We start from the raw sequence: 24,349 nt of genomic DNA, 5'->3' as shown, positions 1-24,349 counted from the left end.
TGTCTGACCGGACCGGAGTCCTCGCCATGGTGACGGTTCGCCGTGTGGATCGGCAGGTCATAGGCACATGCCGTCCGGTAGCGCCGCTTCGAGGGCTGTCAAGGTGGGCGCGAGGACCGGTAGATCGGGCAGCCGGCTGGCCGTCGCGCCGGGATCTTTCAGCCCGGTCGACGTCGACAGCAATACGACGCTCTCGTCAGCACCGATCCAACTTCTGTCAGCGAGCTGCTGAGCGGCGAGTACCGTCAACACTGACGCACCTTCTGCGTAGATGCCTTCGCTCGACGCCAATTCGAGTTGCATACGAATGATCGCGTCATCGCTCGGTTCTGCTACGGCCGTCCCCTTGGTGGCCCTGATTGCGTCCAATCCCTGATAGGTTGCCACCCGCGCAGCGACCGAAAATGCGGTTGACGATCGGGTGGGGACGGTGGGCTGACGTCCGGGTGGGGCTTGGAGCCCCTGGGCATAGGCACCGAACGGGTCGACCGCGACCAATCTGGGCATGCGGGTGCTGAGGCCGAGACCAATCAGATCAGCAAAACCCCGGCGAATACCGGCCAACCCGTCACCGTAGGCCGTCGGGACGACGACAACGTCGGGCGCTTCCCCGAGTTGTCGCCACAGCTCGTAGGCGATTGTCTTGTATCCCTCCACCCCGAACGGGTTGGAACCGATCGGCGGGGTCACTGCGCCAGATATCGGCGTCCAGCCGAACGCCTCGACCGCTTGTCGCAGCACCGACCACCGGTCCGGGCCCTTCTCATACGCTACGACGCAGGCGCCATAGCCTCGGATGAGAATGCTCATCTCGCGCGGTACCGACGACAGCGTGAGAACCACGCACCGAAGCCCTGCCGCGGCTGCGTAGGCGGCTACTGCTGCGCCGTGGTTTCCGGTCGACGAAACAATGACAGTCGAAGCTCCTGATGCCACCGGCTTGGTGACGGCCGCCGCCGCCAGCCGGTCTTTGAATGACCACGTCGGATTGCGGGCTTCGTCTTTGAGCAGGAGTCTGTGTAGTCCAAGCCGAGGCCCAAGCCGATTCAACGGAATGACGGGCGTCTGACCTTCGCCCAAGGTCACCGGCGCATCCTCTGGCGCGAAGGGCAGCAAATCACGAAATCCGAAAATTCCTGACTGGGAGGCCTCCCAGGGCAAGGAGCCCGCGTTCAGCGCGTACGCGGGAGTGAGATTCACCCCGATGCCGTCGCGGGCGCAGCGAGGACATCCGAAGGATGCTCGATCTTCCGGTGCTTCCTCGCCACACCGGGGACAACGAAGCAATCCGAGATATCGTGCGTTCATATCGAGGTCGGCTGCCTGGTGTCGGCGTTGGTTACGAGCGCGGCTTGAAGGTGCGCAGCCGGAGGCTGTTGGTGACCACGAATGCCGACGAGAACGCCATAGCCGCACCAGCCAGCATGGGGTTCAGCATCCCAGCGGCTGCCAGCGGCAACGCGGCAATGTTGTAGGCAAACGCCCAAAACAGATTGCCCTTGATCGTCGCCAATGTCTTGCGCGAAAGTTCAATCGCGTCAGGCACCGCGCGCAGGTCACCGCGTACCAGTGTCAGATCGCTGGCCTCGATTGCGACATCGGTGCCGGTCCCCATCGCCAGGCCCAGATCGGCTTGCGCCAGGGCCGCGGCGTCGTTGACACCGTCGCCGACCATGGCCACCACCTTCCCTTCGGCCTGCAACCGTCGCACGGTTTCCACCTTGTCTCGCGGTAGAACGTCGGCGATGACCTGGTCGATGCCGACCTGGCCGGCGATGGTGCGGGCCGCGGCCGCGTTGTCGCCGGTAAGCATGATCGGGGTCAATCCCAGCGCGCGCAGCCGTGCGACGGCCTCGGCCGATGTCGGCTTGACCGCATCCGCCACTACCAGGATTCCCCGCGCCTTGTCGTCCCAGCCGACCACCACCGCTGTCTTGCCCTCGGACTCGGCCTGACGCAGCGATCGGGTAAGTCTCTCCGGAAGCTGCTGCGACCTATCCGCCAGGAGTTGCCGGCGGCCTACTGTCACCGCGTATCCTTCGACAACCCCTTGCACGCCCAAACCTTCCAGGTTGGCGAAACACTCGACGGTTGGCAGGTCGCCGACTTTGTGACGAGCTGCCTGCGCGATCGCCCTGCCGATCGGGTGTTCGGAGGAGTCCTCCAGCGCGCCCGCCAACCGCAGCACCTCGGCGGGCTGTTCATCGTGCGCAGCGATCACGTCGAGCAGGGTCATGTCGCCGGTGGTGACGGTGCCGGTCTTGTCGAGCACGATGGTGTCGATTCGACGCGTCGATTCCAGCACTTCGGGTCCCTTGATCAAGATCCCGAGTTGTGCGCCACGGCCGGTGCCGACCATCAAGGCCGTCGGTGTGGCAAGACCCAGCGCGCACGGGCACGCGATGATCAGCACCGACACCGCCGCAGTGAAAGCGGCGGCGATGGACCCGGTTGCGGCGATCCAGAACCCGAGTGTCGCCAGCGACAGCGCGATCACGATCGGCACAAAGATTTCGGAAATCCTGTCGGCCAACCGCTGCGCCTGCGCCTTGCCCGACTGCGCCTCTTCGACCAGCTTGGCCATCTGGGCTAGCTGGGTATCCGAACCAATCCTTTTGGCGCGCACCACAATTCGTCCACCGACGTTAACGGTGGCGCCCACCACCTGATCCCCGGGGCCGACCTCAACCGGCATAGACTCCCCGGTCAGCAGGGAGGCGTCCACCGCGGAGGAGCCCTCAATCACCACGCCATCGGTCGCCACTTTCTCGCCGGGTCGTACTACGAACTCGTCACCGATGGCGAGCTGCTCGATCGGAATGCGTTGCTCGACACCATCTCTGCGCACCGAGACAATCTTGGCGCCGAGCTCGAGCAGCGCGCGCAGCGCGGCGCCGGCGCGCCGCTTGGACCGGACCTCAAAGAACCGGCCTGCGAGGATGAAGGTAGTAACACCTGCGGCGGCCTCCAGATAAATGTTGCTGCTGCCGTCGGTGCGGGAAATGGTCAGCTCGAATTGGTGGCGCATGCCGGCCATGCCGGCCGTGCCCCAGAACAACGCGTAGACCGACCAGCCCAGCGCGGCAATCGTGCCCATCGAGATCAACGTGTCCATGGTGGCGGTGCGGTGCCGCAGGTTGGTCCATGCGGCCTTATGGAACGGCAGGGCGCCCCATACCACCACCGGCGCGGCCAGCGTCAACGAGAGCCATTGCCAATTAGCGAATTGCAGTGGGGGCACCATGGCCATCGCGAGCACCGGCACGGTCAATACCAGTGAAACCAGCAGACGTTGCCTTAGCGACGCGACTGCATCCGGCTCCCCGCCCGGCTCCGTGGACTCGTCGTCCATGGCGGGTGAGCTCAGCCTAGGCACTTCCGCGGTGTAGCCGGCTTGCTCAACCGTCGTCACGAGCTGGTCGGGTGAGACGGTGCCGATGTAAGCGACGCTGGCCTTCTCGGTCGCGTAGTTGACCGACGCGCTGACGCCGTCGATCTTGTTGAGCTTCTTCTCAATTCGGGCCGCGCACGAAGCACACGTCATCCCGCCGATCCGTAGCTCAAGATGTTGGGTGGTTTCCGTGGCAGAGTCCATGCTCTGTTCCCCTCAATTAAATCGCGACAGGTCGTCTCAGCGGACCAACTGGTAGCCCGCTGCCTCCACCGCATCCTTGATCGCGTCCAGCTCGATCACGCCGTCGCTGTTGATGGTCACCTTGCCACTGCCGAGCTTCACGTCCACGGCTGTGACTTGAGCGATGTTGCTGACTTCCTCACGGACAGAAGAAGCGCAGTGCCCGCACGTCATCCCAGAAACGGTGACTGTCAGGGTGCTCATGCCGCTCTCCAATCTGAATGCATCGTGCCTGATAATTCATGTCTACCATACCCCCCTAGGGTAATCAAGGACGGACGGCACGGTGGTCGGTCCTATTTCTCTCGGCAATCGCGATGTCGTGACTGCGGCATAGAGTAAAAATGGTGAGTACCCGTTTTGACTGCCCACACACAGGCACGATCAACGTCGGCGACGAGGGGACAGCAGATGCCGGAAGGCCAAAGAGAGGGCGTGACCGCGACCGATGCGCCTTGCGCGTCCGGGACGACCGACCGCTCACTTCACCTGATCATCAACGCAATCGAGTCCAATCCGCACACGCCCGGCGCAGACGTCGACGTGACGCTGCACCTGCCATGGGGAACCGTGACGGGTGTCATCGAACCCTGCTGGTATTTCGACCAGAAGGTCCTTGGCTACCTGCAAACGGTCGGCGTCGACCACAGCCGACAGAGCTCGACCGAGGGCAACTGTCCGAACTGCCCGAATGGGGGTGAGTTCCACGAGTACATACACCTGTCTCGAGTTACCTACCGCCGCAGTGGCGATGAAATCTATTCGCACGATCAGCTTCGCGTACGGATGTCCGACATCTCGTCCTGGGCCTTCGGGTCGTAGCGCGGGTTAGCGCCTGATGCCGACCTGACCTGACGGCTTCCTCGAAATGCATCGCATCTCCGCAGTCGGCTGCTGCCGGCCGGGGCAATGGCCTTTAGTCGAGATGGTGTGCCGCTTCGACATCCGTCTCATGATTCCGATGGGCGGTAGGACTCCAGCTGTCGTCGGCGCCATCGCTTGACAATCTCGCCGATCTGGTCCGGATCATCGGCGATCACGAGCAGGTCAACGTCCTCTCCCGATACCAGTTCCGTCTCCAGCAGCCGGTCACGAATCCACCGTTCCAGCCCGGTCCAGTGGTCAGAACCCGCAAGCACGACGGGGAAGTTTCGGATCTTCTGAGTCTGTATGAGCGTCAGGGCCTCGAAAAGCTCGTCGAGCGTTCCGAAGCCGCCCGGAAGAACCACGAACGCCGACGCGTAGCGGACGAACATCAGCTTGCGCACGAAGAAATAATTGAACTGAAGTGAGAGGTCGATGAACGGATTCTGCTGCTGCTCGTAGGGCAGCTCGATGACAAGACCGATCGACCGCACTCCGGCGTCGCGGGCGCCCCGGTTCGCGGCCTCCATGATCCCGGGTCCGCCGCCGGTGATGATGTCGAACCCCAAGCTGCCCAGTCGTGCAGCCAGCTTGCGGGCCAGCTTGTAGTGTGGATGATCCGGCGGTGTACGGGCGGAACCGAAGAACGACACGGCATGGGTGACGTCCGCTAGCGCCGCAAAGCCCTGCGCCACCTCGTCGCGGATCCTGACAACGCGTTCGGGATCGCTGCCGGCCAGGGCTGGAAAGCCCGGGCCCAGGCAGGAGAGCAGCTCCTCGTCGCATGTTGCGGGGACGCGGCCTCTTGATTCATGCATTGGCCGATCGTGCCAGGGCCACGGCACCGATGAAACCGAAGGCCCCAAGCAGCTTGGTCGGTCGCCCGGCAGTGAAGTGATCAAGGTCCAAACTGGTCGTCGGTTGAAAACTACCCCCACCCGCGGGTGCTGATACGTTATTTCAGCGGCACTGCCCGGCACCGAGGGAACTCACTGGTGAACATCGCTCCGCGCCTGGCCAACGGGAAGCGATCGACGGCAGGAGTTTGAGAAGCGGCCGCAAGGGTACCGATTTCGTGCCACCACAAAAGACTAGGAGCCGCGATGTATGCGGGTGTGGCGTGGATGCTGTTACTCAGCGTCGCCGGGCTCGCCAGTGTTTACGGGTTGCACCGCTTTACTGCGATCAGCCCCACCACGCTGATGGCGCTGCCTTTCCAGTCCGGGTGGGAACCAGAAGAGCATGCGTTGTCGCGCTATCACGTTCGGTGGTATCTGGCGACTTTGGTATTTCTCGCCTTCGATGTCGAGATGTTGTTCATGTACCCGTGGGCGTTGGTGGTCAAAAAAATGGGTGCTACCGCAATCACTGAGATGTTTCTCTTTCTGGCAGCGCTACTCGTGGCGGTGGCGTGGGCATGGCGCGAGGGCGCCCTGAGATGGGTCTGACGCAGCGGCTGGCCCGATGCGCAGCACGGCGGGCACACGTTCTCATCGTGGAGGCCCGAGGGTTCTGGGTGGTGCGCGCAGAGGCCGAACACCGACTTCGAGTCCGGGGTTGGTGTGTGGCTACATCCCCGGCCGACGCTGACGTGTTGGCGGTCTGCGGTACGCCGGGACCGGAACTGAACGAGGCGATCGACCGGGTCTGGTACCAGATGCCGGGGCCCCGGGTTCGCGTCGAGCTGCCCGATCCCCAAGCGGTCGAGTCGGCCCTGCACAGCGCCGCCATGCAGTTGGTGGAGGTAGACAGGCACCGCCAGGATGCTCGCGAGCGCGCTCAATCTCCGGAATTGAGCGGAAATCAGCACGGCACCATGAACCACGGCGAGCACGGGCATATGGACCACCGTGAGCACGAACACCACGAGCAGACTGACCACAGCGCCATGAACCACGGCGAGCACGGGCATGCGGACCACGGCGAACACGGGCATATGGACCACAGCGCACACCAGCACATGCACCACGGCGACATGGACATGGCGCCGGATGGGATTGCGCTGGCCGAAGGCGGCGATGACCGCGACGGTTTGGAAATGGATGTGCTGCACCTTCGCCTTGGGCCAGTGCTGTGCTACTGGCCTGCGGGGCTGGCGGTGCGGTGCTCGTTGCAGGGAGACGTGCTCACGCAAGCCGAGGCGTGGGTCGTTGACAACGGTTTCGACTACGGCATTCCGCCGCCGGAACCCAGGAACCACGCCGCGGCGCGACATTGTGACCATGTCGTTGATCTGCTGGCACTGGCCGCCTGGCCGGGTGCGGCAGCAATCGCCCGTACCGCGCGGGACGAGCTGCTCAACGACGCGGACGCCGGGCACGCCGCTTCGCTGCTGGACACCCTGCACCGCAAGCTTCGACGCTCTCGAACGCTGCACTGGTCATTGCGCGACATCGCATCGTTGACACCCGAGGACTGCAAGACCCTCGAGCTGCCGACTGTCCTGGCCGGCGATTGCTACGACCGCCTCCTCGCGCAGGTCGACATGGCGCGGCATGCGCTAGCGAATCCAGCGAAACCACACGGTGTCGGCGCTCCTGCAAACAGCGTCATCGCCGTGTTGCCTCAGATGGTGAGCGGCCTTGACCTTGGGACCGCCCGGCTGGTGATCGCCAGCCTCGGTATCGACACCGCATCGCACCCGGGCGGTCGCCATGGCTGACGTCTCGATCACCACGGTCCCGGGTGTGTGGGCGCTGGGCGGCGTGGCATTGCTCCTGTGCCTCGGCTTCTATGCGGCGACCCTCGACGGCGTGCTTGCTGCCCGCGGCGCCGGGCCGGGTACTGCGCTCTACGAAGTCGCGCGGCTGATGCGGCAGCGCCGCCGCACCACCGTAGCCGCCGATACGTTGTTATGGCGTGCCGGCGGAGCGGGGCTGATCGTCGCCGCGTCGCTCATGGTGACTGTCGTGCCGTTCGGGCGCTGGACGCTGGCCGATCTCGACGTCGGAGTCATGTGGTTCAACGCCATGGATGTGATGGTGTGGGCGCTGGTGTGGCTTGCCGGGTGGGGTCCGAACTCCGCCCATCCGCTGGTCGGGGGCTACCGATTCCTGGCTCATGGGCTCGGCTACGAGATGCCGTTGATGTTCGCGCTGGTCGCACCGCCCATCGCCGCGCAAAGTCTACGGGTCGCCGACGTGGCCGCCGCTCAACACGGACTGTGGTTCGCGGTGTGGATGCCGGTCGCGTTCGTCGTGTATTGCCTTGGGGCAGTTGCTTTTTCGGTGTGGGGACCCTTCTCTGCAGCGCTGGGAGCTGATATTGCCGGCGGTGTCACCGCGGAACTGTCCGGGGTGGATCGGCTCGTATTCCAGGCGGGCCGCTACACCCTGTTGGCTGCCGGTGCGGCGTTCGCGGTGCCGATGTTCCTCGGCGGCGGTGCGGGTCCACTGTTACCGGCCTGGTCATGGGTGTTGGTGAAGACCATCGGCTTGCTGTCGGTGTTTGTTTGGCTGCGCGGGCGGCTTCCGGTGCTGCGACCCGAAAAATTTCTGGAGATCGGGTGGATGGTGCTCTTGCCGCTCACGCTTGTGCAAGACCTCGTCGTGGCCATCATCGCAGTGAGGAAGTGACTCTCATGATCGTTGACATCGTGTTCTGGGTCGTTGCCGTGACCGCCGTGCTGGCCGGAGCCGCCGTTTTCATTGTCAATTCCATGGCCCGCGCCACCTACGCCTTGGCGGTTTCGTTCATCGCGGTCGGTGTCGCGGTTGTGCTGTTGCAACAGAACTACATCGGCATCGTCATCATCTTGATGATGGTGATGGAGATGGCCGTGATGGCGGTCTACATGGTGATGTTCATGGGCATGAACCCGGCGCTGATGCCCATGAGCATGGTGCACGACAACCGACGCGCATTAGCCGCTGCGATCGGAACGTTCGTGGTGCTGGCGTCGGGGATCCTGCTCACCGACTGGCCGGCGAGGCGCGGCCCACCGCCGAAGGATCTGACCTTCGCGCTCGGCGAGGAGTTGATGGGGCCCAGCATGCTGGCCATGACGGTGATCAGCCCGGTGATGGTCGCGACCATCGTCGCCGGCGTCGTCCTGGCCGCCCGCCGCGGCCGCTACGACCGGTTCGGTGACGACCTCAAACGCAGGCCCGCGAGCGATCCACAACCCGGCGGGCTGGGGCGATGACACTGCAAACCGTTCTGTTGGTGGCCGCCGCGTTATTCAGCGTCGGCCTTTACGGAGCACTGTCGCAGCAGGTCGTCGTCATGGTGATGATGGGCCTTGAGCTGATGATCAACGCCGTCATACTGGCGGCCGGCGGGTTCTGGTGGTTCTCGGCACCCGTACCGGCCGGACAGGTGGTGCTGCTGGTGATCATCGCCGCCATGACGGTGGAGATGGCGATGGGATTCGCCGTGGCTACGCTGCTGCACCGCGAGCGCCGCACCGACATGACCGACACGGCCGCAGACTTGGCCGGGTGAACGGGGTGACCTCGACAACGCAGCCGGCGTTGTGGCTGCTGATCTGCCTTCCGGCAGGCTGCGGCGCGGCACTGCTCCTTACGCGCCGCGGGGATCGATTCGCGGCTGGAATATCGGTAACGGTGTCCGCGGTTGTGGTCGCGTTGTCGATCGTGGTAGCGATGACTCATCCCGCTGTGAGCGTCGCTTTTGTGGCAGGTGGGCAGTTCGGACTGTCCGTGGATCGCCTGTCGGCGTTGGTGGTCCCCGCGGTCGCGCTCGTCACCTTGCTGGTCCTGGTGTTCGCCGTGGCGGACATCCGCGAAGCCGCGGGTCGATTCCACGGGTTGATGCTGCTGTTCGCCTCCGCCGCCCTGCTGACCGCAACCGCCGGCACGTTACCCGCGCTGCTGCTGGCGTGGGAAGTGATGGGGGCGGCGTCGTATGCGCTGATCGGGTTCTGGTGGCGCGACGACTTTCGGATGTCGGCCGGTCTCACCGCGTTCGTGACCACCCGCAGCGCCGACCTCGGGATGTATCTGGCCGCCGGCGCGGCGCTTGCCGGCGGCGCGGGGCTGGCGCTGGCGGACCTGTCCCACGCGAACACACTGTGGCGCAATGTCATTGCGGTCGGTCTGTTCATCGCCGCCTTGGGCAAGGCGGCGCAGCTGCCGTTTTCGTTCTGGCTTTCGCGCGCAATGGAGGGCCCCAGCCCCGTTAGCGCACTACTGCACTCGGCCGCCATGGTGGCCATGGGCGCGTACCTGCTGCTGCGCATCCAGCCGCTATTGGCGGCCACTGGATGGGCCGCCGAGTTGGCAGCCTGGACCGGCGCCGTGACCGCTGTACTGCTGGGTGCTGTTGCGGTGGCCCAACGCGACCTCAAACAGTTGCTCGCCGCCTCCACCGCGGCGCAGCTCGGGTTTGTGGTGATGGCAGCAGGGGTGGGTACGGTCAGCGGTGGCGCCGCGCAGCTGGTCGCGCACGCTTTCACCAAGGCCGGGCTCTTTCTTGCCGCCGGCGCATGGCTCTCATTGCTCGGCACCAAACACCTTGACAAGCTGAACGGTGTCGCCCGGCGATGGCCGCTGGTCGGCTGGTGCGCCACCATCGGTGCGGCCGCGCTGGCGGGAATTGCGCCGCTATCCCTGTGGGCGACAAAGGACGCCGTGCTGGCGGTTGCACTCGAACACTCGATCGCGCTCTATGCGGTGGGGCTGGTGGCCGCCGCGCTGTCGGCGGCCTACGCGGCGAAGATTCTCGTTGCGGTGTGGGGGACGCCGGCGCCGATCGGCGATCCCAGGTCGCCGAAGCTCAAGGCGCCCAACGCCTTTCTACAGCTGCCGATCCTTGTGTTAGCCGCTGGCGCCGCCGTGGCAGGGGTGCTGGCATTGCCGCCCATCGCGCCGGCGTTGAGCCGTGTTCTCGACCACGGGTCGACCGCGTACTCGACCGTGCCGGAACTGGCCACGTCGGCGCTGTTGGCGCTTCTCGTAGTGGCCGCGGTGATGCGCTGGGGGGTGCCCGAGCCGCGGTGGGCCGCCGACTGGCTTGGCCTGCAGCAGGCCGTCGACGCGGTGGTCGCCCGTCCCACCATGCGCCTGGCTCACGCGCTGGCCCGGTTCGACGACGGGATTCTCGACCGGGCCGTGGACCGGATCGCCGCCGGGTCGCTGAAAGCCGGCCGGTGGGCGGCGCGCATCGATGACCGCCGTGTTGATGCCGCGGTGGAGTCGCTGGCGAGGCGAACACGTCAGCTCGGGGCGCTGGCCCGCAGACCGCAGACCGGCCAGCTGCACCAGTACTACCTCGTCGCCGTGGTGGTGGTCGTGGCAGGCGTCCTGCTACTGATAGCGGTGAGGTGACAGGTGCTCAGTTTGATCGTTTTTCTGCCGTTGGCCGCCGCGGTGGGTGTGCTTGCCATACCCAAGTCGGTCGAAACCGCAGCCCGCTGGGTGTGGGTCGCCCTCACCGCTGTGGATCTGGCGCTGACGGTGCTGGCGTGGGCACGCTATAAGACACCGGGCCCCAACGGGCTGGCTTTCGAGGAGCGGGCCCGCTGGATCCCGGGAGTAAACAGCAGCTACCACATCGGCGTCGACGGTTTGTCGCTGCCGCTGGTGGTCATGTCCGCGGTGATCTTCCTGGCCTGCGCGCTGTATGGGTTGCGTGGTCACAACCGGCCCAGGTCGCAGGCCGCGTTGTTCCTGTTTCTGCAGACCGTGAGCCTGGGTCTGTTCGTCGCTGCGGACCTGATCTTGTTCTTCGTGTTCTTCGACCTGTCGATCGTGGCGATGTACTTCGTGATCGCCGGATGGGGCCACGGCGACGCCGCCCGTTCGGCGCTGAAGTTTTTCCTTTACACCTTTCTGGGTTCGCTGGCGCTGCTGGTGGGCTTCATCGGCTTGTACATCGCCGCCAATCCGCACACGTTCGACATGCTCGAGCTGATCGCCGCCGACCCGCTGGCGAGTAGCCCGCTGGCGGGCAGGCTGGTCCTCGCGGCGATCCTGCTCGGTCTGGCAGTCAAGACACCCACGGTTCCCTTCCACACCTGGCTTCCCCCTGCTCATACCGACGCGCCGGCCATCGGCTCGGCCGTGCTGGCGGGGGTACTGCTCAAGATGGGCACTTACGGGTTCGTGCGAATCGCGATGCCGATGCTGCCGCACGCCTGGCGCGCCTGGGCCTGGGCGATCATCGCCGTCGGCGTCGTCTCGGTGCTTTACGGAGCGCTGGTTGCGTTGGCGCAGCAGGACTTCAAGCGCATGGTGGCCTATACCTCGGTGAACCACATGGGTTACGTAGTGCTGGCGCTCGGCGCTGCCGGCCTGCTCTCAGGCAACACCGACCAGGCGCGCGCGGTGGCGGTCAGTGGAGCGGTCACGCAGATGGTCAGCCACGGTCTGATCACCGGTGCGCTGTTCTTGCTCGCCGGGGTGTTCTACGACCGCGCCGGCAGCTACGACATGGACTCCTACGGCGGTCTGGCTGCACCGGCCCCGAAGCTGGCCGTGCTGTTCACACTCGGCGCGTTCGCCTCACTGGGGCTGCCGGGATTCTCCGGCTTCATCGCCGAGTTTCAAATCTTCACCGGCAGCATCGCGGCCGCACCACTCACCGCGGTCGCGCTACCGGGCATCCTGATCACCGCAGCCTTGTTTCTGCGCGCCCTGCAGCGCATCTTCACCGGCGAGACCCGTGGCCACTCGCGGAACTTCCTGGATCTGCACCCGTCCGAAACCGGCTCGGCAGGAATGTTTCTCATGCTCTCGATCTTGATCGGCGTGTTGCCGCGCCCACTGCTGGATGTGATCGAGCCGGCGTCACGCACGCTGATCGGGCTGGTGGGGAGATAGCTGGTGAACACCGGGATGCGGCCGCTGCTGATGCTGCCGGAGATGCTGACATTCGGCGGCGGCCTGCTGGTGCTGATCGGCGGATCATTTCTACCCCGCAACCGTCAATGGTGGGCCCGAATCATCGCAGCCGCAACGCTTATCGGTGTCGTCGTGGTCGCGGCGGTCGGAATGGCGGCCCCGGATCAGATGGCGCTCGAGGGAGCCTTCGCCGTCGACAGCACCACCGCGGTGGCGCGGATCACCGCCGCGATCGGGGTCCTGATGGTTCTGACGCTAGCCGGCGACGACATCACAGCAACGGCCCGGGAAAGCGAAACCTATGCGCTGCTTCTCTTTTCGACCGCCGGCGTCATGGTCCTCGCCGGGACTGACGACCTGCTCGTCCTGGCCACCGGATACCTGCTGGCCAGCATCCCGCTTTACGGACTGATCGGACTGTTGCGGTCGGGCCTGGCGGCCGAGGCAGCGTTGAAGACTTACCTGGTCGGCGCCATGTTCGGGATCATTTTGCTGCTGGGTGTGACCGTACTTTACGGGATCAGCGGGGCTACCCGTTACAACGAACTCGCCGCACAATTGCGCGGCGCGCCCGCCGCGGTAGTGGCGACCGGGGTCGTGGCCGTGGTGGCAGGACTGATGTTCGAAGCAGGCGGCGTGCCCGCCCACTTCTGGGTTCCCGACGCCGCTCAAGCTGCCAATGGTGTAGCGGCCGTATTCTTGACAACAGTGCCCAAAATCGGCGCAGTGATTGCGCTGTACCGCGTGGCCATCGTGCTGCCGGACACGGTTGCGTGGCCACTGCTGATCGCGATATTCGCTGTCGCGAGTATGACTTTGGGCAACTTGGCCGCCTTCGGGCAGCAGGATCCCCGTCGGCTCCTGGGTTGGTCGACTGTGAGCCAAGTCGGCTACCTACTCGTGCCGATCACCGTCGCCGGCCGCAGCGAGCTGGCCCTTCCGTCGCTGCTGTTCTATCTGGTCGGCTACACCATCACGAACAGCGCGGCGTTCGCGGTGAGCACCGCACTGCCCGATCGGCGCGACCTCAACGCCTACCGTGGCATGGCGCGAGCCCGGCCCTGGCTGGCCGGAGCCCTGGTGGTGGCGCTGCTCGGATTGGTCGGCACCCCGCCCACCAGTGTCTTCGTCGCGAAGCTCACCACCGCCATGGCCGTTTGGGACGGTGGTCTCGCGTGGTTGGCCGTGGTGGTGTTCGTCAACAGCCTTCTCAGCCTCTTCTACTATTTGCGTTGGGTCGCTCCGGTATTCCAGAAGCCGGAATTCTCAGACGATTTCAACACTGGCGGGTGGTCTGCGCGCACCGCGCTTGTCGCGGCAGCACTGAGCCTGGGAGTCGGCATTGCGGCGGGGCCGCTGTGGGACGTGCTCGCAACAGCACCACTGCGGTAGCCGATGCACCCCCGCGCCGATGTTGGGCGAACCGTTAATTACTCTAGAGGAGGGTCGGACCAAGCCGGTCAGCGATCCGCGAGGGTCAGCGACCGTCAATTGGTCACGAGCGCACAAGTCGGGCGATTGCCGCCGAAGCCTCGGTGAGCTTCGCGTCAGCCTGTGCTCCGCCCTCAGCGATTGCTTGACTGACGCAGCTATCAAGATGGTCATCGAGAAGGTTTAAAGCCACAGACCGCAACGCGCTGCTGGCCGCACTGATCTGGGTCAGAATGTCGATGCAGTACTTATCCTCATCGATCATCTTGGAAATACCGCGGATTTGGCCCTCGACTCTGCGCAGCCGCTTGGCATACGCGTCCTTATTCGCCGCGTATCCGTATGTGGTTCCCACCTGTACTCCCAGCATTCTCGTCATCGGGTCGTTCGGTTCATTGCCGCGTGCCGAGCGTGGTCGGCCGCTAATGACATCCTTGGTGACACCATACCCGGGAGGGGTGCCGCAACTTCGAAACTTGCCAACAGCGACCGAGGATTGACCCCGTTCGGCGAAGAGTCCAATGAGGGCTTGCCTGCCTGCGGGCAATCCGCCCGACTGCCAGATTGCACCGCTTGCGCAGGGTACCCTGTGGGGGTACCGTCTCCGCTATGGACAAGAACTGCGACTGCTGCGGGAGATGCACTGGCTGCACCTGCGGCGGCTTCGACTCAACCCAGCAGGCTGGCCGCACCTGAGGTGAAGACGTGCCCCGTGTGGTCAGTGAGGTAGGGCCTCGGAATTGCAACCGCGAGACAACGGCGCATCCCAGGGATCTTCAATGAGCTCAGGGTGCCAAGACGTAACGACCCCGCTACTACCACGCCAGGCGCGAGACCCATCTCCATACAGGTGTCCTCAGGTTATGCCCCCAAGCGGCGTTCAGATTTGGCGGATGACGAACCGCTGCCGAACAGCGACAATGTCGCTTGGGGCCCTCACAGTCCGCAGCATGTGATCGTTTCAACAATGGTAAGGAAGGTTCAAGATGGCGTGGCAGGGAATTTTGGCGAAGGCGGTGCCCGCCGTGGTGACAGGATTGGTCGGTGCCGTGGCGTATGACGCGTTGGGGAAGGCGCCCTGGCGGAAGGTGACGGTCAGCGCAACTGCTTTGGGCCTTCGCGCGGCGCGCACGACCGAGCGCAAGACCAAAGCGGGCGCCGAGCGTGCTCGGTTGGCCGTGGCAGACGTACTCGCTGAGGCAGCAGACCGCATCGGAGAACGGGTTGAACCACCCACGGCGGTAGCGACGACGTCGACCTTGACTCCCAAGCCCGGCAATGCTTGCCACTGACACTCGGGTTAGTCCCGAAACTCACCTCGCGCTGACCGTCATATCCCAGGGTGGCGGGCGAATGCGTTTGCGCGCCAGCGGTTTTGACTTCAACGAAGTCCGGGCCGTGGCGATCGAAGATGCTGTTGCCACGGTGGCTGGTGTGCAGGCGGTGCATGCCTACCCGCGATCGGCTTCGGTGGTGATCTGGTATTCGCCGGATGACTGCGACACCGCTGCGGTCCTGTCGGCGATCGCCGAGGCCCAGCACATCCCAGCGGAATCGGTCCCCGCACGCGCCCCACACTCCGTGCATTCCGGCGATCCCGGTGTGGTGCAAAGGATTGCCGGCGGGATCTTCCGGTTGCTGGGACTCTCGACCGGCCCTGCGGCCGAAGCGCCCGCCGGCGAAGGTGACTGTCATCAGCCAGTGGCGTCGTGTCATGGGGCGCCAGCGACAGATGCCAAGGGTGAGCAGCGCAAGTGGTTGCGACGGGTGTGGCTGGCCGTGCCGCTCGGATTGGTGTCGATGGCAGCGCCGATGGTGATCGGCGCCTCCTGGGCGGGGTGGTTGGCCTTTGCCGCGACGGTGCCCGTGCAGTTCGTGGCCGGCTGGCCGTTCCTGACGGGGGCCGTCCAGCAGGCGCGGGCACGCACCGCCAACATGGACACGCTGATCACGTTGGGCACGCTGACGGCGTTCGCGTACTCCACCTACCAGCTCTTCGCCGGGGGGCCGCTGTTCTTCGACACCGCGGCGTTGATCATTGCGTTCGTGGTGTTGGGCCGCTACTTCGAGGCCCGAGCGACCGGCAAGACCCGCGAGGCGATCAGCAAACTGCTGGAGATGGGCGCCAAGGAAGCCTGCCTGCTCGTCGACGGTCAAGAGATTCTGGTGCCGGTGGAGCAGGTGCAGGTCGGCGACCTGCTGCTGGTGCGGCCCGGGGAGAAAATCCCCGTCGACGGCGAGATAATCGACGGACGTGCCGCCGTCGATGAGTCGATGCTGACCGGCGAATCCGTCCCGGTGGAGAAATCCGTGGGCGACGGGGTGGCCGGGGCCACCGTCAATATCGACGGGCTGCTGACCGTGCGCGCCACTGCAGTCGGGGCCGACACCGCACTGGCCCGGATTGTGCATCTGGTCGAGCAGGCCCAAGGCGGCAAAGCCCCGGTGCAGCGGTTGGCCGACCAGGTCTCGGCGGTGTTCGTGCCCGCCGTCCTGGGTGTGGCCGCCCTGACGTTTGCCGGCTGGGCGATCTTCGCGGCCAACCCGATCGCGGGGATGACCGCGGCAGTCTCGGTGCTGATCATCGCCTGCCCGTGCGCGCTGGGGCTGGCCACTCCCACCGCGATCATCGTCGGCACCGGCCGCGGCGCGGAGATGGGGATTCTGGTAAAAGGCGGAGAGGTCCTGGAAGCGTCGAAAAAAATCGACACTGTGGTGTTCGACAAGACCGGCACCCTCACCCGCGGCCAGATGCAACTCACCGATGTCATCCCCGACAAGCGACAGAAGTCAAATACGGTGCTGCAGATTGCTGCCGCGGTCGAGTCGGGCTCGGAACACCCTATCGGCGCGGCTATCGTCTCCGGCGCCCGAGAACGCAGCCTCGATATCGTAACGGCCACAGGGTTTACCAACCTGGCCGGCCACGGCGTCCGCGCCCAGGTCGATGGCCAAGCCGTGCTGGTCGGGCGGCGCAAACTGGTCGACGAAAACGAGTTGCGTCTCCCCGAATATCTCGCTGCGGCCGCCGCCAGACTCGAAGAGCAGGGCCGCACCGCGGTATTCGTTGGCCGCGACGACCGAGTGGTCGGCGTGCTCGCGGTCGCTGACACGATCAAAGACGACGCCCGTGACGTAGTGCGTCAGCTGCATGCGATGGGGCTGCAGGTTGCCATGATCACCGGCGACAACGCCCGCACCGCCGCCGCCATCGCCGACCAGGTCGGCATCGACCAGGTGCTGGCCGAGGTCTTGCCCGAAGACAAAGTCAACGAGGTCCGCCGGCTCCAAGAAGAGGGCCGGCTGGTGGCCATGGTCGGCGACGGCGTCAACGATGCCCCGGCGCTCGTGCAGGCCGATCTGGGGATCGCGATCGGCAGCGGCACGGACGTGGCCATCGAGGCATCAGACATCACCCTGATGTCCGACCACCTCGACGGTGTGGTGCGGTCGCTCCAGCTTTCCCGACAGACGCTGCGCACGATCCACCAGAACCTGGGCTGGGCCTTCGGTTACAACACCGCCGCCATACCGCTGGCGGCAATGGGGCTGCTGAATCCCGTCGTCGCGGGCGCTGCGATGGGGCTGTCGTCGGTGAGCGTGGTTACCAACTCCCTGCGCCTGCGGCGCTTCGGCCGCGACCGATGACAGCAGCCTCCTGTCCCGACCATCATCAACCACCGCGATCCGAGCGGCTTGCGACCGTATGATCCATGATTTGCTGCTGCGCTGGGTCGTCACGGGACTCTTCGCGCTAGGAGCCACTGAATGCGGTTTACCGCTCCTCATCAGACGCCTCCCTGCGACAGCGGCGGTCAGCCACGGTCTGCATCTGCTGATGGCCATCTCCATGGCCGTGATGGCTTGGCCATGGGGCGCACAGGTACCCACTGTCGGACCCGCCGTATTCTTCCTGCTGGCAGCGTTGTGGTTCCTAGCGGTAGCCACGATTGCGGTCCGATCGCGCTATCCACGAATGTCCAACGGATACCACGCGTTGATGATGCTGGCGACGGCGTGGATGTATGTCAGCATGAACAACCCTGTGCACGTTCAATCCCCCCACTCGCCGAGCACTCCGATGCCCGGCATGGACATGCCAGCGATGAACGAACAGGCGAGCAGCGAAGCACCCGCCTTATTCACCGCAGTGAATTGGCTCGGCGCCGTCGTTTTCACAATCGCCGCAGCTTTCTGGGTGGCCACATACTTGGTCGAGCGGCGGCGCGCCACAACGCGTTTCGGGCCACTGGGCAACGTCGCGCAGGCGATGACAGCAGCCGCCATGGCAGTCTTATTCGGGGCAACGCTTTTCGCGATCTGAGCAATGCAGCGCCCCAGCGCGTCGCCCTCCGGTCCGATCCAAATTTCCGTGCGCCGCTCCCCCTTGTGCGCCCACGGTACGGTTCAGCATGGAACACGGCTGAAATCGGTGGTGCTGCCGCGGAGGGCGGCCCGGACTGCCCCGCCAGGCGGTGGTTGATGTCGGTAAGTGCGACGCCGGGCCTGCTGAGGCAGGCTGTGGCCGTTGCGGGGGTGCCTGAGCTCGGCGATGACGGCGATGAGTTGGCCGGCGCTGTCGAAAAGGCGAGGGTCACCGGGGGCGGCCCAGTAGCGTTCGAACACAGTGCCGCGAGACTCGACGACGAGCGCAGTCGCCGACCCGTACGCGATCGCGACCGCAGGATGACACCGTTACTTCTCTGACTTCGCGCAGCCCCACCGCACTAGAAGCAGGTGCTGTTATCGCAGGTCTCCGGCGGACCGCGGCCGATTTCCGTGGTTCGCGTGCCGCCCGCTTCCGGGGGCCGTTACGGTCATCACCGTGGCTGCGATCCAGTTCGACGAACGGGACCTTGAAGCGCGAGTGCCCGACCTCCCCGCGGGAGGGCCTGGACCCGGGCGCGGCTGCGCTGGCGGCAGGACCCGCTGACCGGGGGAGCGCCCGGATCCTCACCGGGGTGAAGCTGCAGCCCCGGACCGGCCGGACCTGACCGAGCTCACGGCCCCGCCCGCGTTCTGCCCCTTGGACAGCGACGCCTCAAGACGGCCACCTTCCAGTTCCCGCCCGAGCTCACCGCCGTGGGCCGGATCCGCTGCGGCCGGGCGGTGGTCGTGGCGAACATCGTGGCCTACGCGACCCACAGCGCGGTCGGCATCTACGACCCCGGGTCGCACTTCCTCGACCTCGACGAGCTCACGTCCGCCCTGGTCGGGGATGCCCTGGCCGCCATGGTCCGGCACGCTCACAGGGTGCGGCGCACCGACCCGACGGCGCGTGAAGCTCGGTCAAGGCCAACTACCTGCCGCGCGCGGGCGCCTCGCTGGTGCATCCGCACCTGCAGTCGGCGCACGACGCCCACGGCCTTACCGGCCAGCGCCGCTCGCCGAGCGGTCGGCGGCCTGGCAGGAGCGGAACGGGAACTACTGGGCGGCCCTGATCGACAGGAGGCCGGCGGCCCCCGGTGGGTCGGGCAGACCGGCCGGGTCGCCTGGCTCACGCCATTCGCGCCGGCCGGGTTCCACGAGGTGTGGGCCGTGGTCAGCGGGGCCGCCGACATCACCGACCTCACCGAGGACGACAGCCGGGCGCTGAGGCAGAGGGTGTCCCGGTGCCTGGCCGCGTACAAGGACTCGAACCTGACCTCGTTCATCTTCGGCCTGATCGGCGGTGGCCCGCTTTCACGCGAGAACGGGTACCAGGTCGTGCTCAAGCTGGTCAGCCGCTCCAACCCGGAGCCGTTGTACCGCAGCGATGCCACCGAGCGGCTCTGGGCGGAGGCGCTGATCGACATGAGCCCGAGAAGTGGCCGAGGGCCTGCGGACCAGGTTCTGAGATCAGGCGCTTGCTGCAGAGAATCGGGCCCTTTCGGGACCGAAAACCGTCCTGAACTGCGAAAATTCTGGTGCGTGATACACCGTCGTCGGCGAACGGTGCACGCCCGTTCGCCACCGATGGCGGCAGGCGGGGCGGTCGATGCACCTGATGAGATCCGCCGCCCGTACCTTCTCGCGTGGCTAGCGTCTTGTGTCGGAGTTAGGCGGTGAGTGCTTCGTCGGGTAGTGGCGTCGCCAGCAGGTCGGACACGGTCGATTCAAACAGGGCGGCGACGTTGACGCCGCGGAGCTCGGCGAGCCGGGTCAATCGCTGATGGTCTTCGGGGCGGAGGCGCAGGCCCACCATCTTGGTGCGTTGCCTGGTCTCGGTACCCTTCCTGGTCCGGGCCTGGTGTTCGGTTTGTGTCGCCACAACTGTTCCCCTCGACAACATCGCTCTACAACTTGCCGCGATACCGCGGCCTCGCTGCCACTAGTTTAGGGCATTGATGTCGTTAATTAGCGACATGTATGGCCGTGCCGCCCGCCCGAGTCGCTACAATGCCACTAATTAATAGCATCGTGTCGTTAGGAGAGGAGCGCTCCCCCGCGCGGATCGAGACGATGAGCGAGTTCAAAAAGGCGCCACCAGGTGTGGAGACGACACCGACGGGTCCCTACGTGTCGCTGCAGGAGGCCGCTGCACGGCTGGGCAAGGACCCGCGCACGGTGGTGCGCGCCATCACAGCGGGGGAACTGCGCGGCGGAGCCATTCCCCGCCCCGAGCGCTTGCGGTGGTACGTCTACGCCGACGCCTTGCCGGCTCCGGCAGTCCCCTCCCCCGCCGCGCCATCAGACACCGATCTCGCTGACCTACGCGCGCAGCTGGTCACGCAGATAGAGGTCAATCGGCTGCTGATTGCCGCGCAACAGAACATGCTGGCCGGCGAAAGTGCGGCCGAGAAGTATCGGGCCGCGGCCCAGAACTATCTGGACGCGCTGGCGCAGTTCGTCACGCCGGGGCATCTGGGCGAACTGGCTGATCAGCTGTGACGAGCGCAGCCAAAGCTGCGTCGTTTAGGAGCGTCCGCGTGCGGCGGTGCCACCGGGTTGGGCGGGGTGCAGCAGCGTGAGCAATCGGGCGAGGCCGTCGTCGCCGAGGTAGGTGCGCAGCGCGTCGGCGAGCAGGTTGGGTTCGGCGTCGAACTTAGCCAGCGCGGTCGCGATGACCCGCGACCGCGACGGGGTCGGCTTGGGATTCTCGGGGGCGGTCTTGTCGTCCCCGGACTGCTGTTTATCCAGTGCTGCGCGCCAACGGGCGACTTGCTGTTCAAGCGGCACCCGGGCCAGGGAGCGGGCTTCGCGGATGGCCAGTTCCCCGCGGCGCAAGGCGGTTTGCAGTTCCGGGGCCAGTTTGAGCAGGGCGCGCCGCTGCGACACCCATCCTTCGGTGCGGTGCAGACGCTGGCCGGCCTCGTCGGCGCGGCCGCACTCGGCGACCAGGGCCTCCACGGCGCGGGCTTCTTCGATGACGTCGAAGTCTTGACGGTCGACGTTTTCGGTGATCGCCGCCGAGATCAGGGTGATGCGGTCGCGGGCGATGGCGTCGTTGACGACGATGTCGAGGTCGGTGCGGCCGTATTTGTGCGCCGCGGCCAGCCGCCGGCACCCGTTGACCACGACGTAGCGGGTGGTGATGCGGTCGTCGGGATACAGGGCCCGGTACGCCGTGGCGGTGACGACGACGGCGGGCTGCAGCTGCATGTCGGCGACGGAGGCCAGGTCGGTGAGGTCGCCGAGGTCCTCGCGGGGGTTGCGCGGGTTGGGGGTCAATTCGCTCAGCGGTGCGCTGCGCGGCGGCCCCACGTCGGCGGGTGGTTGGTCGACGGGCGAGTTGTCGCCGACGTCGCCGGCCAGTGCGGCCAGGCTGGTGCGTTTTCCGCGTGGCGCCATCAGTTCCCTCCCCCGATGTTGAGCTCGAGCGCAAAGCGGTAGAAGTCTTCGCGGGCTTGCAGTGCGACCCGGTTGGCCGGGTATTCGGTGACGACTTGACCGTCGGCGCTGGCTCGGGTGTGCAGCTTGTAGTGGCGGATGACGGTGTTGGCCAGGGGCCACCCGTTGAGCCGGATGAATTCCTTGGTCTCGTTGAGGTCGTGGGTGCCGTCGCGGGGGTCCCAGTTGTTGATCACCACGGTGTAGGGCAGGCCGCGTGGTTTGACGACCTTGTTAATGGTGCGCGCGGTCGGATCGAACGACAGTGGTTCGGTCTCGATGGGGATGATGACTTGGTCGGCGACGTCGAGGACAGCGCGCAGCGCGTCGGCGGCCGGTCCGCGGCCCAATGGGTCGCTGGCGTTGGCGCCGGCGTCGAGGTCGATCCAGCCTGGGGTGTCGACGTAGACGTGTTTGATGTCGGGGAGCTGCTTGAGACGCGCCAGGCCGGCCAGATCGTCGTGGGCCTGCACGATGTGGAACGGCAGATCGTTGATCCGGGAGGCCCACCACACCGCGGAGCCTTGCGGGTCAACAGAGACGGCGGCCACCGGCGAACTGGCGTCCGGATCGTCGTGGTGGTTGAGGACGTCGGCGGTCACGGCGGCCAAGTTGACCGCGATGGTGCTCTTGCCGACGCCGCCCTTCTGGTTGAGAACGACGTGCACAGCCATAGAAGGCCTTCCGTATGCTTCCCCCGCGCGGCGGAGTACTTCGGATGAGGTAGGACCTGATGCTAACGGCCCCCGCCAGGTTGTGCCGCTAGTGACACACGGCCGTTTGAGCGCACACCACTCCCCCGTCAACGACGGCGATCGCCGGCACAGTGTTTGCCACTTTACCGCGGTAAAGTGGCAAAGCCTGCTCCAAATCCGCACTAGCTGGGTTTTTCTGACGAAGGCCGCTTATCAGGACCGCGGCACCCGATTTGCCATACCGATCTCGCCAGCCTTGGCCGCAAGTTCAGGTTTCCCGCGGCTCCCTGTGATTCTGTGATCGATCACAGCGCGACCCAGTGTAGCCGTGATCGCCTCACTCGGTGATGCGCTGATCCGGTCAGCCGATCACGGCGTGTATTGATCACCCCGCCACGTGGTGATGGCCTGATTGCGTGATCGGCTCACGGCGCCACCCCGTCGCTCAGTGAGCCGATCACCGGGTCATCCTGTGATCCTGTGATCCTGTGATCCAATTACACGGTGAGCGCGTTATCGCATCACTAGGTGGCCGCGCGATGTCATCACCGGGCCACCGCGTGTTGCGATGACCGGGTCGCACGGTGTCTGGGTGGCAGGATCACCCGGTGATCGCGTCGCCGCATCGCATAAACACGTCGTCACCGCGCCACCCCGCGATCGGGTGTCGCGATCACTGAGTCGCACGGTGTCTGGGTGGCGGGATCACCCGGTGATCGCAACACGCCGTTGCCGCGTCGCGCGAACACCGGGTCACGCCGTGTTCTAATCACCACTGTGACGGCTGTGATGTAAGGGGTGCATGTGAAAGCTGAGATCATTGCGATCGCGAACCATAAGGGCGGTGTGGGCAAGTCCTTCACCGCGGTCAGCTTGGCGGCCGGGTTGGCCCATGGGGGTTGGCGCACGCTGCTGGTGGATTGCGACGCTCAGGCCAACTCGACGTCGATGTTCGACCCCGACGACGATGTGGAACTCGACCTGTACGACTTGATCGCCGAGCAGGCCCCGATCGCCCGCGTCATCCGCAAGACCCGGATCCCGAATCTGGAGTTGGTGCCCTCGACCTTGGCGGTGGCCAAGCTCGATCAGCAGCTGGTCATGATGCATCGCCGTGAGTACCAGGTGGCGATGCGCCTGGCACCGGTCTACGGCGACTATGACGCCGTAGTGCTGGATCTGTCGCCGAACTTGGGGCAGCTGGTGATCTCGGCGCTCAATGCCGCCGATTGGATGATAGTTCCCACCGATGCCAGCAAGTGGGGCCGCCGCGGCGTGCACATGTTCTTGCAGTGGGCGGCGTCGCTGCGCGAGCACGAGGTGCTCTCGGCCGAGCTGCTGGGTGTGCTGTTGACCAAGTACGAGCCCAACACGGTCATCAGCCGCGAAACCCTGGCGGCCCTGCGCGACGACGGGCTGCCGCTGTTCGAGGCGCTGATCCCCAAGCGCACCGCCGCCGAGCGGATGGTCAGCGGGGGATTCGTTCTGGGCGACGCCGAGGCCGATCCCGATCTGGCCCAGGCCTATGCCGCCTTCACCGTCGACGTGATGCAGCGCGTTGACCAGGGCCGCCGTAACCGAGGGAGACACCATGGCTAAGAACGTGTCGGACGTCGTGATGGGCATGCTGTCCGACGTCGGTTCGGCTACTCGCGCACCGGGGGAGACAGACCGCCAGCCCGCCGCCGAAGCACACCAGTCCCGGGCGGCCCTGGTGTCTCGCCGCCCGGCGCCAGCGCCGCGTGCTGTTGCCGAGGCGGTGCCGCCAGCTGAACCGGTCGGCCCGCCGCCGTCGGCCGAGTCTGATGCGCCCGGCGCCCCGCGCACGCTGCGTTTGCGGCCAGAGACCGCGACCCAGCTGCGTGCGGCATGGCTGCAAGCCAAACGTGACGACGTGTTGTTGACCGCGCAGGATTTCGCATCAAACCTGGTCGAGGAAGCCCTGGTGGCCCGCCAACGCCGGCGCCGCGCGTCTACCACGGCCTAACCTGGACGCGTCGAGCAAACGGCGGCCCTCCCGCCCGTGACCGCGTCAGACACCGGTGAACTGGCATTCTTTCCCGCACGACCGCGAATAGCACTTTACCGCGGTAAAGTGGCAAACTCCCGGGTCC

The 24,349-nt window shown here is 65.6% G+C and carries 24 protein-coding genes; 16 read left to right on the top strand and 8 right to left on the bottom strand.

Annotated features, from left to right (window positions below; genetic code table 11):
* Nucleotides 1-57: 57 nt before the first annotated feature.
* The 3 genes from AC5Y7D_RS23570 to AC5Y7D_RS23560 all read right to left on the bottom strand — a co-directional run bounded on the left by AC5Y7D_RS23570 (nucleotide 58) and on the right by AC5Y7D_RS23560 (nucleotide 3,838).
* Nucleotides 58-1,086 carry a threonine synthase gene (locus tag AC5Y7D_RS23570; RefSeq protein WP_499928208.1) on the bottom strand — a complete coding sequence of 343 codons (1,029 nt, stop codon included), beginning with the start codon at nucleotides 1,084-1,086 and terminating at the stop codon, nucleotides 58-60.
* Nucleotides 1,087-1,339: 253 nt separating this feature from the next.
* Nucleotides 1,340-3,595: a heavy metal translocating P-type ATPase gene (locus AC5Y7D_RS23565; RefSeq protein ID WP_499928206.1), complete on the bottom strand. Its 2,256-nt coding sequence runs from the start codon at nucleotides 3,593-3,595 to the stop codon at nucleotides 1,340-1,342.
* A 36-nt stretch (nucleotides 3,596-3,631) separates the two neighbouring features.
* On the bottom strand, nucleotides 3,632-3,838 hold the full coding sequence (locus AC5Y7D_RS23560; RefSeq protein WP_499928204.1) for a heavy-metal-associated domain-containing protein: 207 nt from the start codon (nucleotides 3,836-3,838) through the stop codon (nucleotides 3,632-3,634).
* Between the two features lie 231 nt (nucleotides 3,839-4,069).
* Here AC5Y7D_RS23560 and AC5Y7D_RS23555 point away from each other — a divergent pair, with 231 nt between their 5' ends.
* Nucleotides 4,070-4,456, top strand: coding sequence for a hypothetical protein (locus tag AC5Y7D_RS23555; protein ID WP_499928202.1), 387 nt, complete (start codon nucleotides 4,070-4,072; stop codon nucleotides 4,454-4,456).
* Between the two features lie 128 nt (nucleotides 4,457-4,584).
* On the opposite strand, the gene AC5Y7D_RS23550 is transcribed toward AC5Y7D_RS23555, so the two are convergent.
* The gene (locus tag AC5Y7D_RS23550; RefSeq protein WP_499928200.1) at nucleotides 4,585-5,316 is read right to left on the bottom strand and encodes an LOG family protein; all 732 of its coding nucleotides are present in this window, start codon (nucleotides 5,314-5,316) and stop codon (nucleotides 4,585-4,587) included.
* 285 nt (nucleotides 5,317-5,601) lie between these two features.
* On the opposite strand from AC5Y7D_RS23550, the gene AC5Y7D_RS23545 reads away from it, so the two are divergent.
* The 8 genes from AC5Y7D_RS23545 (at nucleotide 5,602) to AC5Y7D_RS23510 (ending at nucleotide 13,692) form a co-directional block, all read left to right on the top strand.
* A complete protein-coding gene (locus AC5Y7D_RS23545; RefSeq protein ID WP_499928198.1) occupies nucleotides 5,602-5,946 on the top strand; it encodes an NADH-quinone oxidoreductase subunit A in 345 nt (114 codons plus the stop codon).
* A gap of 116 nt (nucleotides 5,947-6,062) precedes the next feature.
* Nucleotides 6,063-7,160, top strand: coding sequence for a hypothetical protein (locus tag AC5Y7D_RS23540; protein ID WP_499928196.1), 1,098 nt, complete (start codon nucleotides 6,063-6,065; stop codon nucleotides 7,158-7,160).
* Nucleotides 7,153-8,073, top strand: a complete 921-nt coding sequence (locus AC5Y7D_RS23535) for an NADH-quinone oxidoreductase subunit H (protein ID WP_499928194.1) — start codon at nucleotides 7,153-7,155, stop codon at nucleotides 8,071-8,073. The genes AC5Y7D_RS23540 and AC5Y7D_RS23535 overlap by 8 nt, the downstream gene beginning before the upstream one ends.
* A gap of 5 nt (nucleotides 8,074-8,078) precedes the next feature.
* Nucleotides 8,079-8,642: an NADH-quinone oxidoreductase subunit J gene (locus tag AC5Y7D_RS23530; RefSeq protein WP_499928193.1), complete on the top strand. Its 564-nt coding sequence runs from the start codon at nucleotides 8,079-8,081 to the stop codon at nucleotides 8,640-8,642.
* Nucleotides 8,639-8,941, top strand: coding sequence for an NADH-quinone oxidoreductase subunit NuoK (locus tag AC5Y7D_RS23525; RefSeq protein ID WP_499928192.1), 303 nt, complete (start codon nucleotides 8,639-8,641; stop codon nucleotides 8,939-8,941). The genes AC5Y7D_RS23530 and AC5Y7D_RS23525 overlap by 4 nt, the downstream gene beginning before the upstream one ends.
* Nucleotides 8,938-10,785 carry a proton-conducting transporter transmembrane domain-containing protein gene (locus AC5Y7D_RS23520; RefSeq protein ID WP_499928190.1) on the top strand — a complete coding sequence of 616 codons (1,848 nt, stop codon included), beginning with the start codon at nucleotides 8,938-8,940 and terminating at the stop codon, nucleotides 10,783-10,785. Before AC5Y7D_RS23525 ends, AC5Y7D_RS23520 begins: the two co-directional genes overlap by 4 nt.
* Nucleotides 10,786-10,788: 3 nt before the next feature.
* A complete protein-coding gene (locus tag AC5Y7D_RS23515; RefSeq protein ID WP_499928189.1) occupies nucleotides 10,789-12,279 on the top strand; it encodes a complex I subunit 4 family protein in 1,491 nt (496 codons plus the stop codon).
* Between the two features lie 15 nt (nucleotides 12,280-12,294).
* Entirely contained in the window at nucleotides 12,295-13,692 is a 1,398-nt protein-coding gene (locus AC5Y7D_RS23510) for an NADH-quinone oxidoreductase subunit N (protein WP_499928225.1), read from the top strand.
* Nucleotides 13,693-13,795: 103 nt separating this feature from the next.
* Here the strand turns inward: AC5Y7D_RS23510 and AC5Y7D_RS23505 are convergent, their stop codons facing one another.
* Complete coding sequence (locus tag AC5Y7D_RS23505) at nucleotides 13,796-14,101, bottom strand: metal-sensitive transcriptional regulator (RefSeq protein ID WP_499928187.1); 306 nt, start codon at nucleotides 14,099-14,101, stop codon at nucleotides 13,796-13,798.
* A 616-nt stretch (nucleotides 14,102-14,717) separates the two neighbouring features.
* Here AC5Y7D_RS23505 and AC5Y7D_RS23500 point away from each other — a divergent pair.
* From AC5Y7D_RS23500 to AC5Y7D_RS23485, 4 genes are all read left to right on the top strand, one after another.
* Entirely contained in the window at nucleotides 14,718-15,023 is a 306-nt protein-coding gene (locus AC5Y7D_RS23500; protein WP_499928185.1) for a DUF1490 family protein, read from the top strand.
* Nucleotides 15,024-15,084: 61 nt separating this feature from the next.
* Nucleotides 15,085-17,379 carry a copper-translocating P-type ATPase gene (locus tag AC5Y7D_RS23495; protein ID WP_499928183.1) on the top strand — a complete coding sequence of 765 codons (2,295 nt, stop codon included), beginning with the start codon at nucleotides 15,085-15,087 and terminating at the stop codon, nucleotides 17,377-17,379.
* A gap of 58 nt (nucleotides 17,380-17,437) precedes the next feature.
* Nucleotides 17,438-18,055 carry a DUF5134 domain-containing protein gene (locus AC5Y7D_RS23490; RefSeq protein WP_499928182.1) on the top strand — a complete coding sequence of 206 codons (618 nt, stop codon included), beginning with the start codon at nucleotides 17,438-17,440 and terminating at the stop codon, nucleotides 18,053-18,055.
* Between the two features lie 791 nt (nucleotides 18,056-18,846).
* A complete protein-coding gene (locus tag AC5Y7D_RS23485; protein ID WP_499928180.1) occupies nucleotides 18,847-19,779 on the top strand; it encodes a hypothetical protein in 933 nt (310 codons plus the stop codon).
* Here the strand turns inward: AC5Y7D_RS23485 and AC5Y7D_RS23480 are convergent.
* Entirely contained in the window at nucleotides 19,769-19,981 is a 213-nt protein-coding gene (locus AC5Y7D_RS23480) for a hypothetical protein (RefSeq protein WP_084023282.1), read from the bottom strand. The genes AC5Y7D_RS23485 and AC5Y7D_RS23480 overlap by 11 nt on opposite strands.
* Nucleotides 19,982-20,172: 191 nt before the next feature.
* Here AC5Y7D_RS23480 and AC5Y7D_RS23475 point away from each other — a divergent pair, with 191 nt between their 5' ends.
* The gene (locus tag AC5Y7D_RS23475) at nucleotides 20,173-20,601 is read left to right on the top strand and encodes a hypothetical protein (RefSeq protein WP_499928178.1); all 429 of its coding nucleotides are present in this window, start codon (nucleotides 20,173-20,175) and stop codon (nucleotides 20,599-20,601) included.
* Nucleotides 20,602-20,625: 24 nt separating this feature from the next.
* Here AC5Y7D_RS23475 and AC5Y7D_RS23470 read toward each other — a convergent pair whose 3' ends face one another.
* Nucleotides 20,626-21,501: a ParB/RepB/Spo0J family partition protein gene (locus tag AC5Y7D_RS23470; protein ID WP_499928176.1), complete on the bottom strand. Its 876-nt coding sequence runs from the start codon at nucleotides 21,499-21,501 to the stop codon at nucleotides 20,626-20,628.
* Nucleotides 21,501-22,214: a nucleotide-binding protein gene (locus AC5Y7D_RS23465; RefSeq protein WP_499928174.1), complete on the bottom strand. Its 714-nt coding sequence runs from the start codon at nucleotides 22,212-22,214 to the stop codon at nucleotides 21,501-21,503. The genes AC5Y7D_RS23470 and AC5Y7D_RS23465 overlap by 1 nt, the downstream gene beginning before the upstream one ends.
* An 825-nt stretch (nucleotides 22,215-23,039) precedes the next feature.
* Between AC5Y7D_RS23465 and AC5Y7D_RS23460 the strand changes: the two genes are divergently transcribed.
* Both AC5Y7D_RS23460 and AC5Y7D_RS23455 read left to right on the top strand, forming a co-directional pair.
* Entirely contained in the window at nucleotides 23,040-23,834 is a 795-nt protein-coding gene (locus tag AC5Y7D_RS23460; RefSeq protein WP_499928172.1) for a ParA family protein, read from the top strand.
* The gene (locus AC5Y7D_RS23455; RefSeq protein ID WP_499928170.1) at nucleotides 23,827-24,222 is read left to right on the top strand and encodes a hypothetical protein; all 396 of its coding nucleotides are present in this window, start codon (nucleotides 23,827-23,829) and stop codon (nucleotides 24,220-24,222) included. Before AC5Y7D_RS23460 ends, AC5Y7D_RS23455 begins: the two co-directional genes overlap by 8 nt.
* Nucleotides 24,223-24,349 lie beyond the last annotated feature (127 nt).

This window comes from Mycobacterium sp. NGS49 (genome assembly GCF_059812565.1).
Note: the sequence above shows the minus strand (reverse complement) of the source record. Positions and strands in the feature narration are given on the sequence as shown.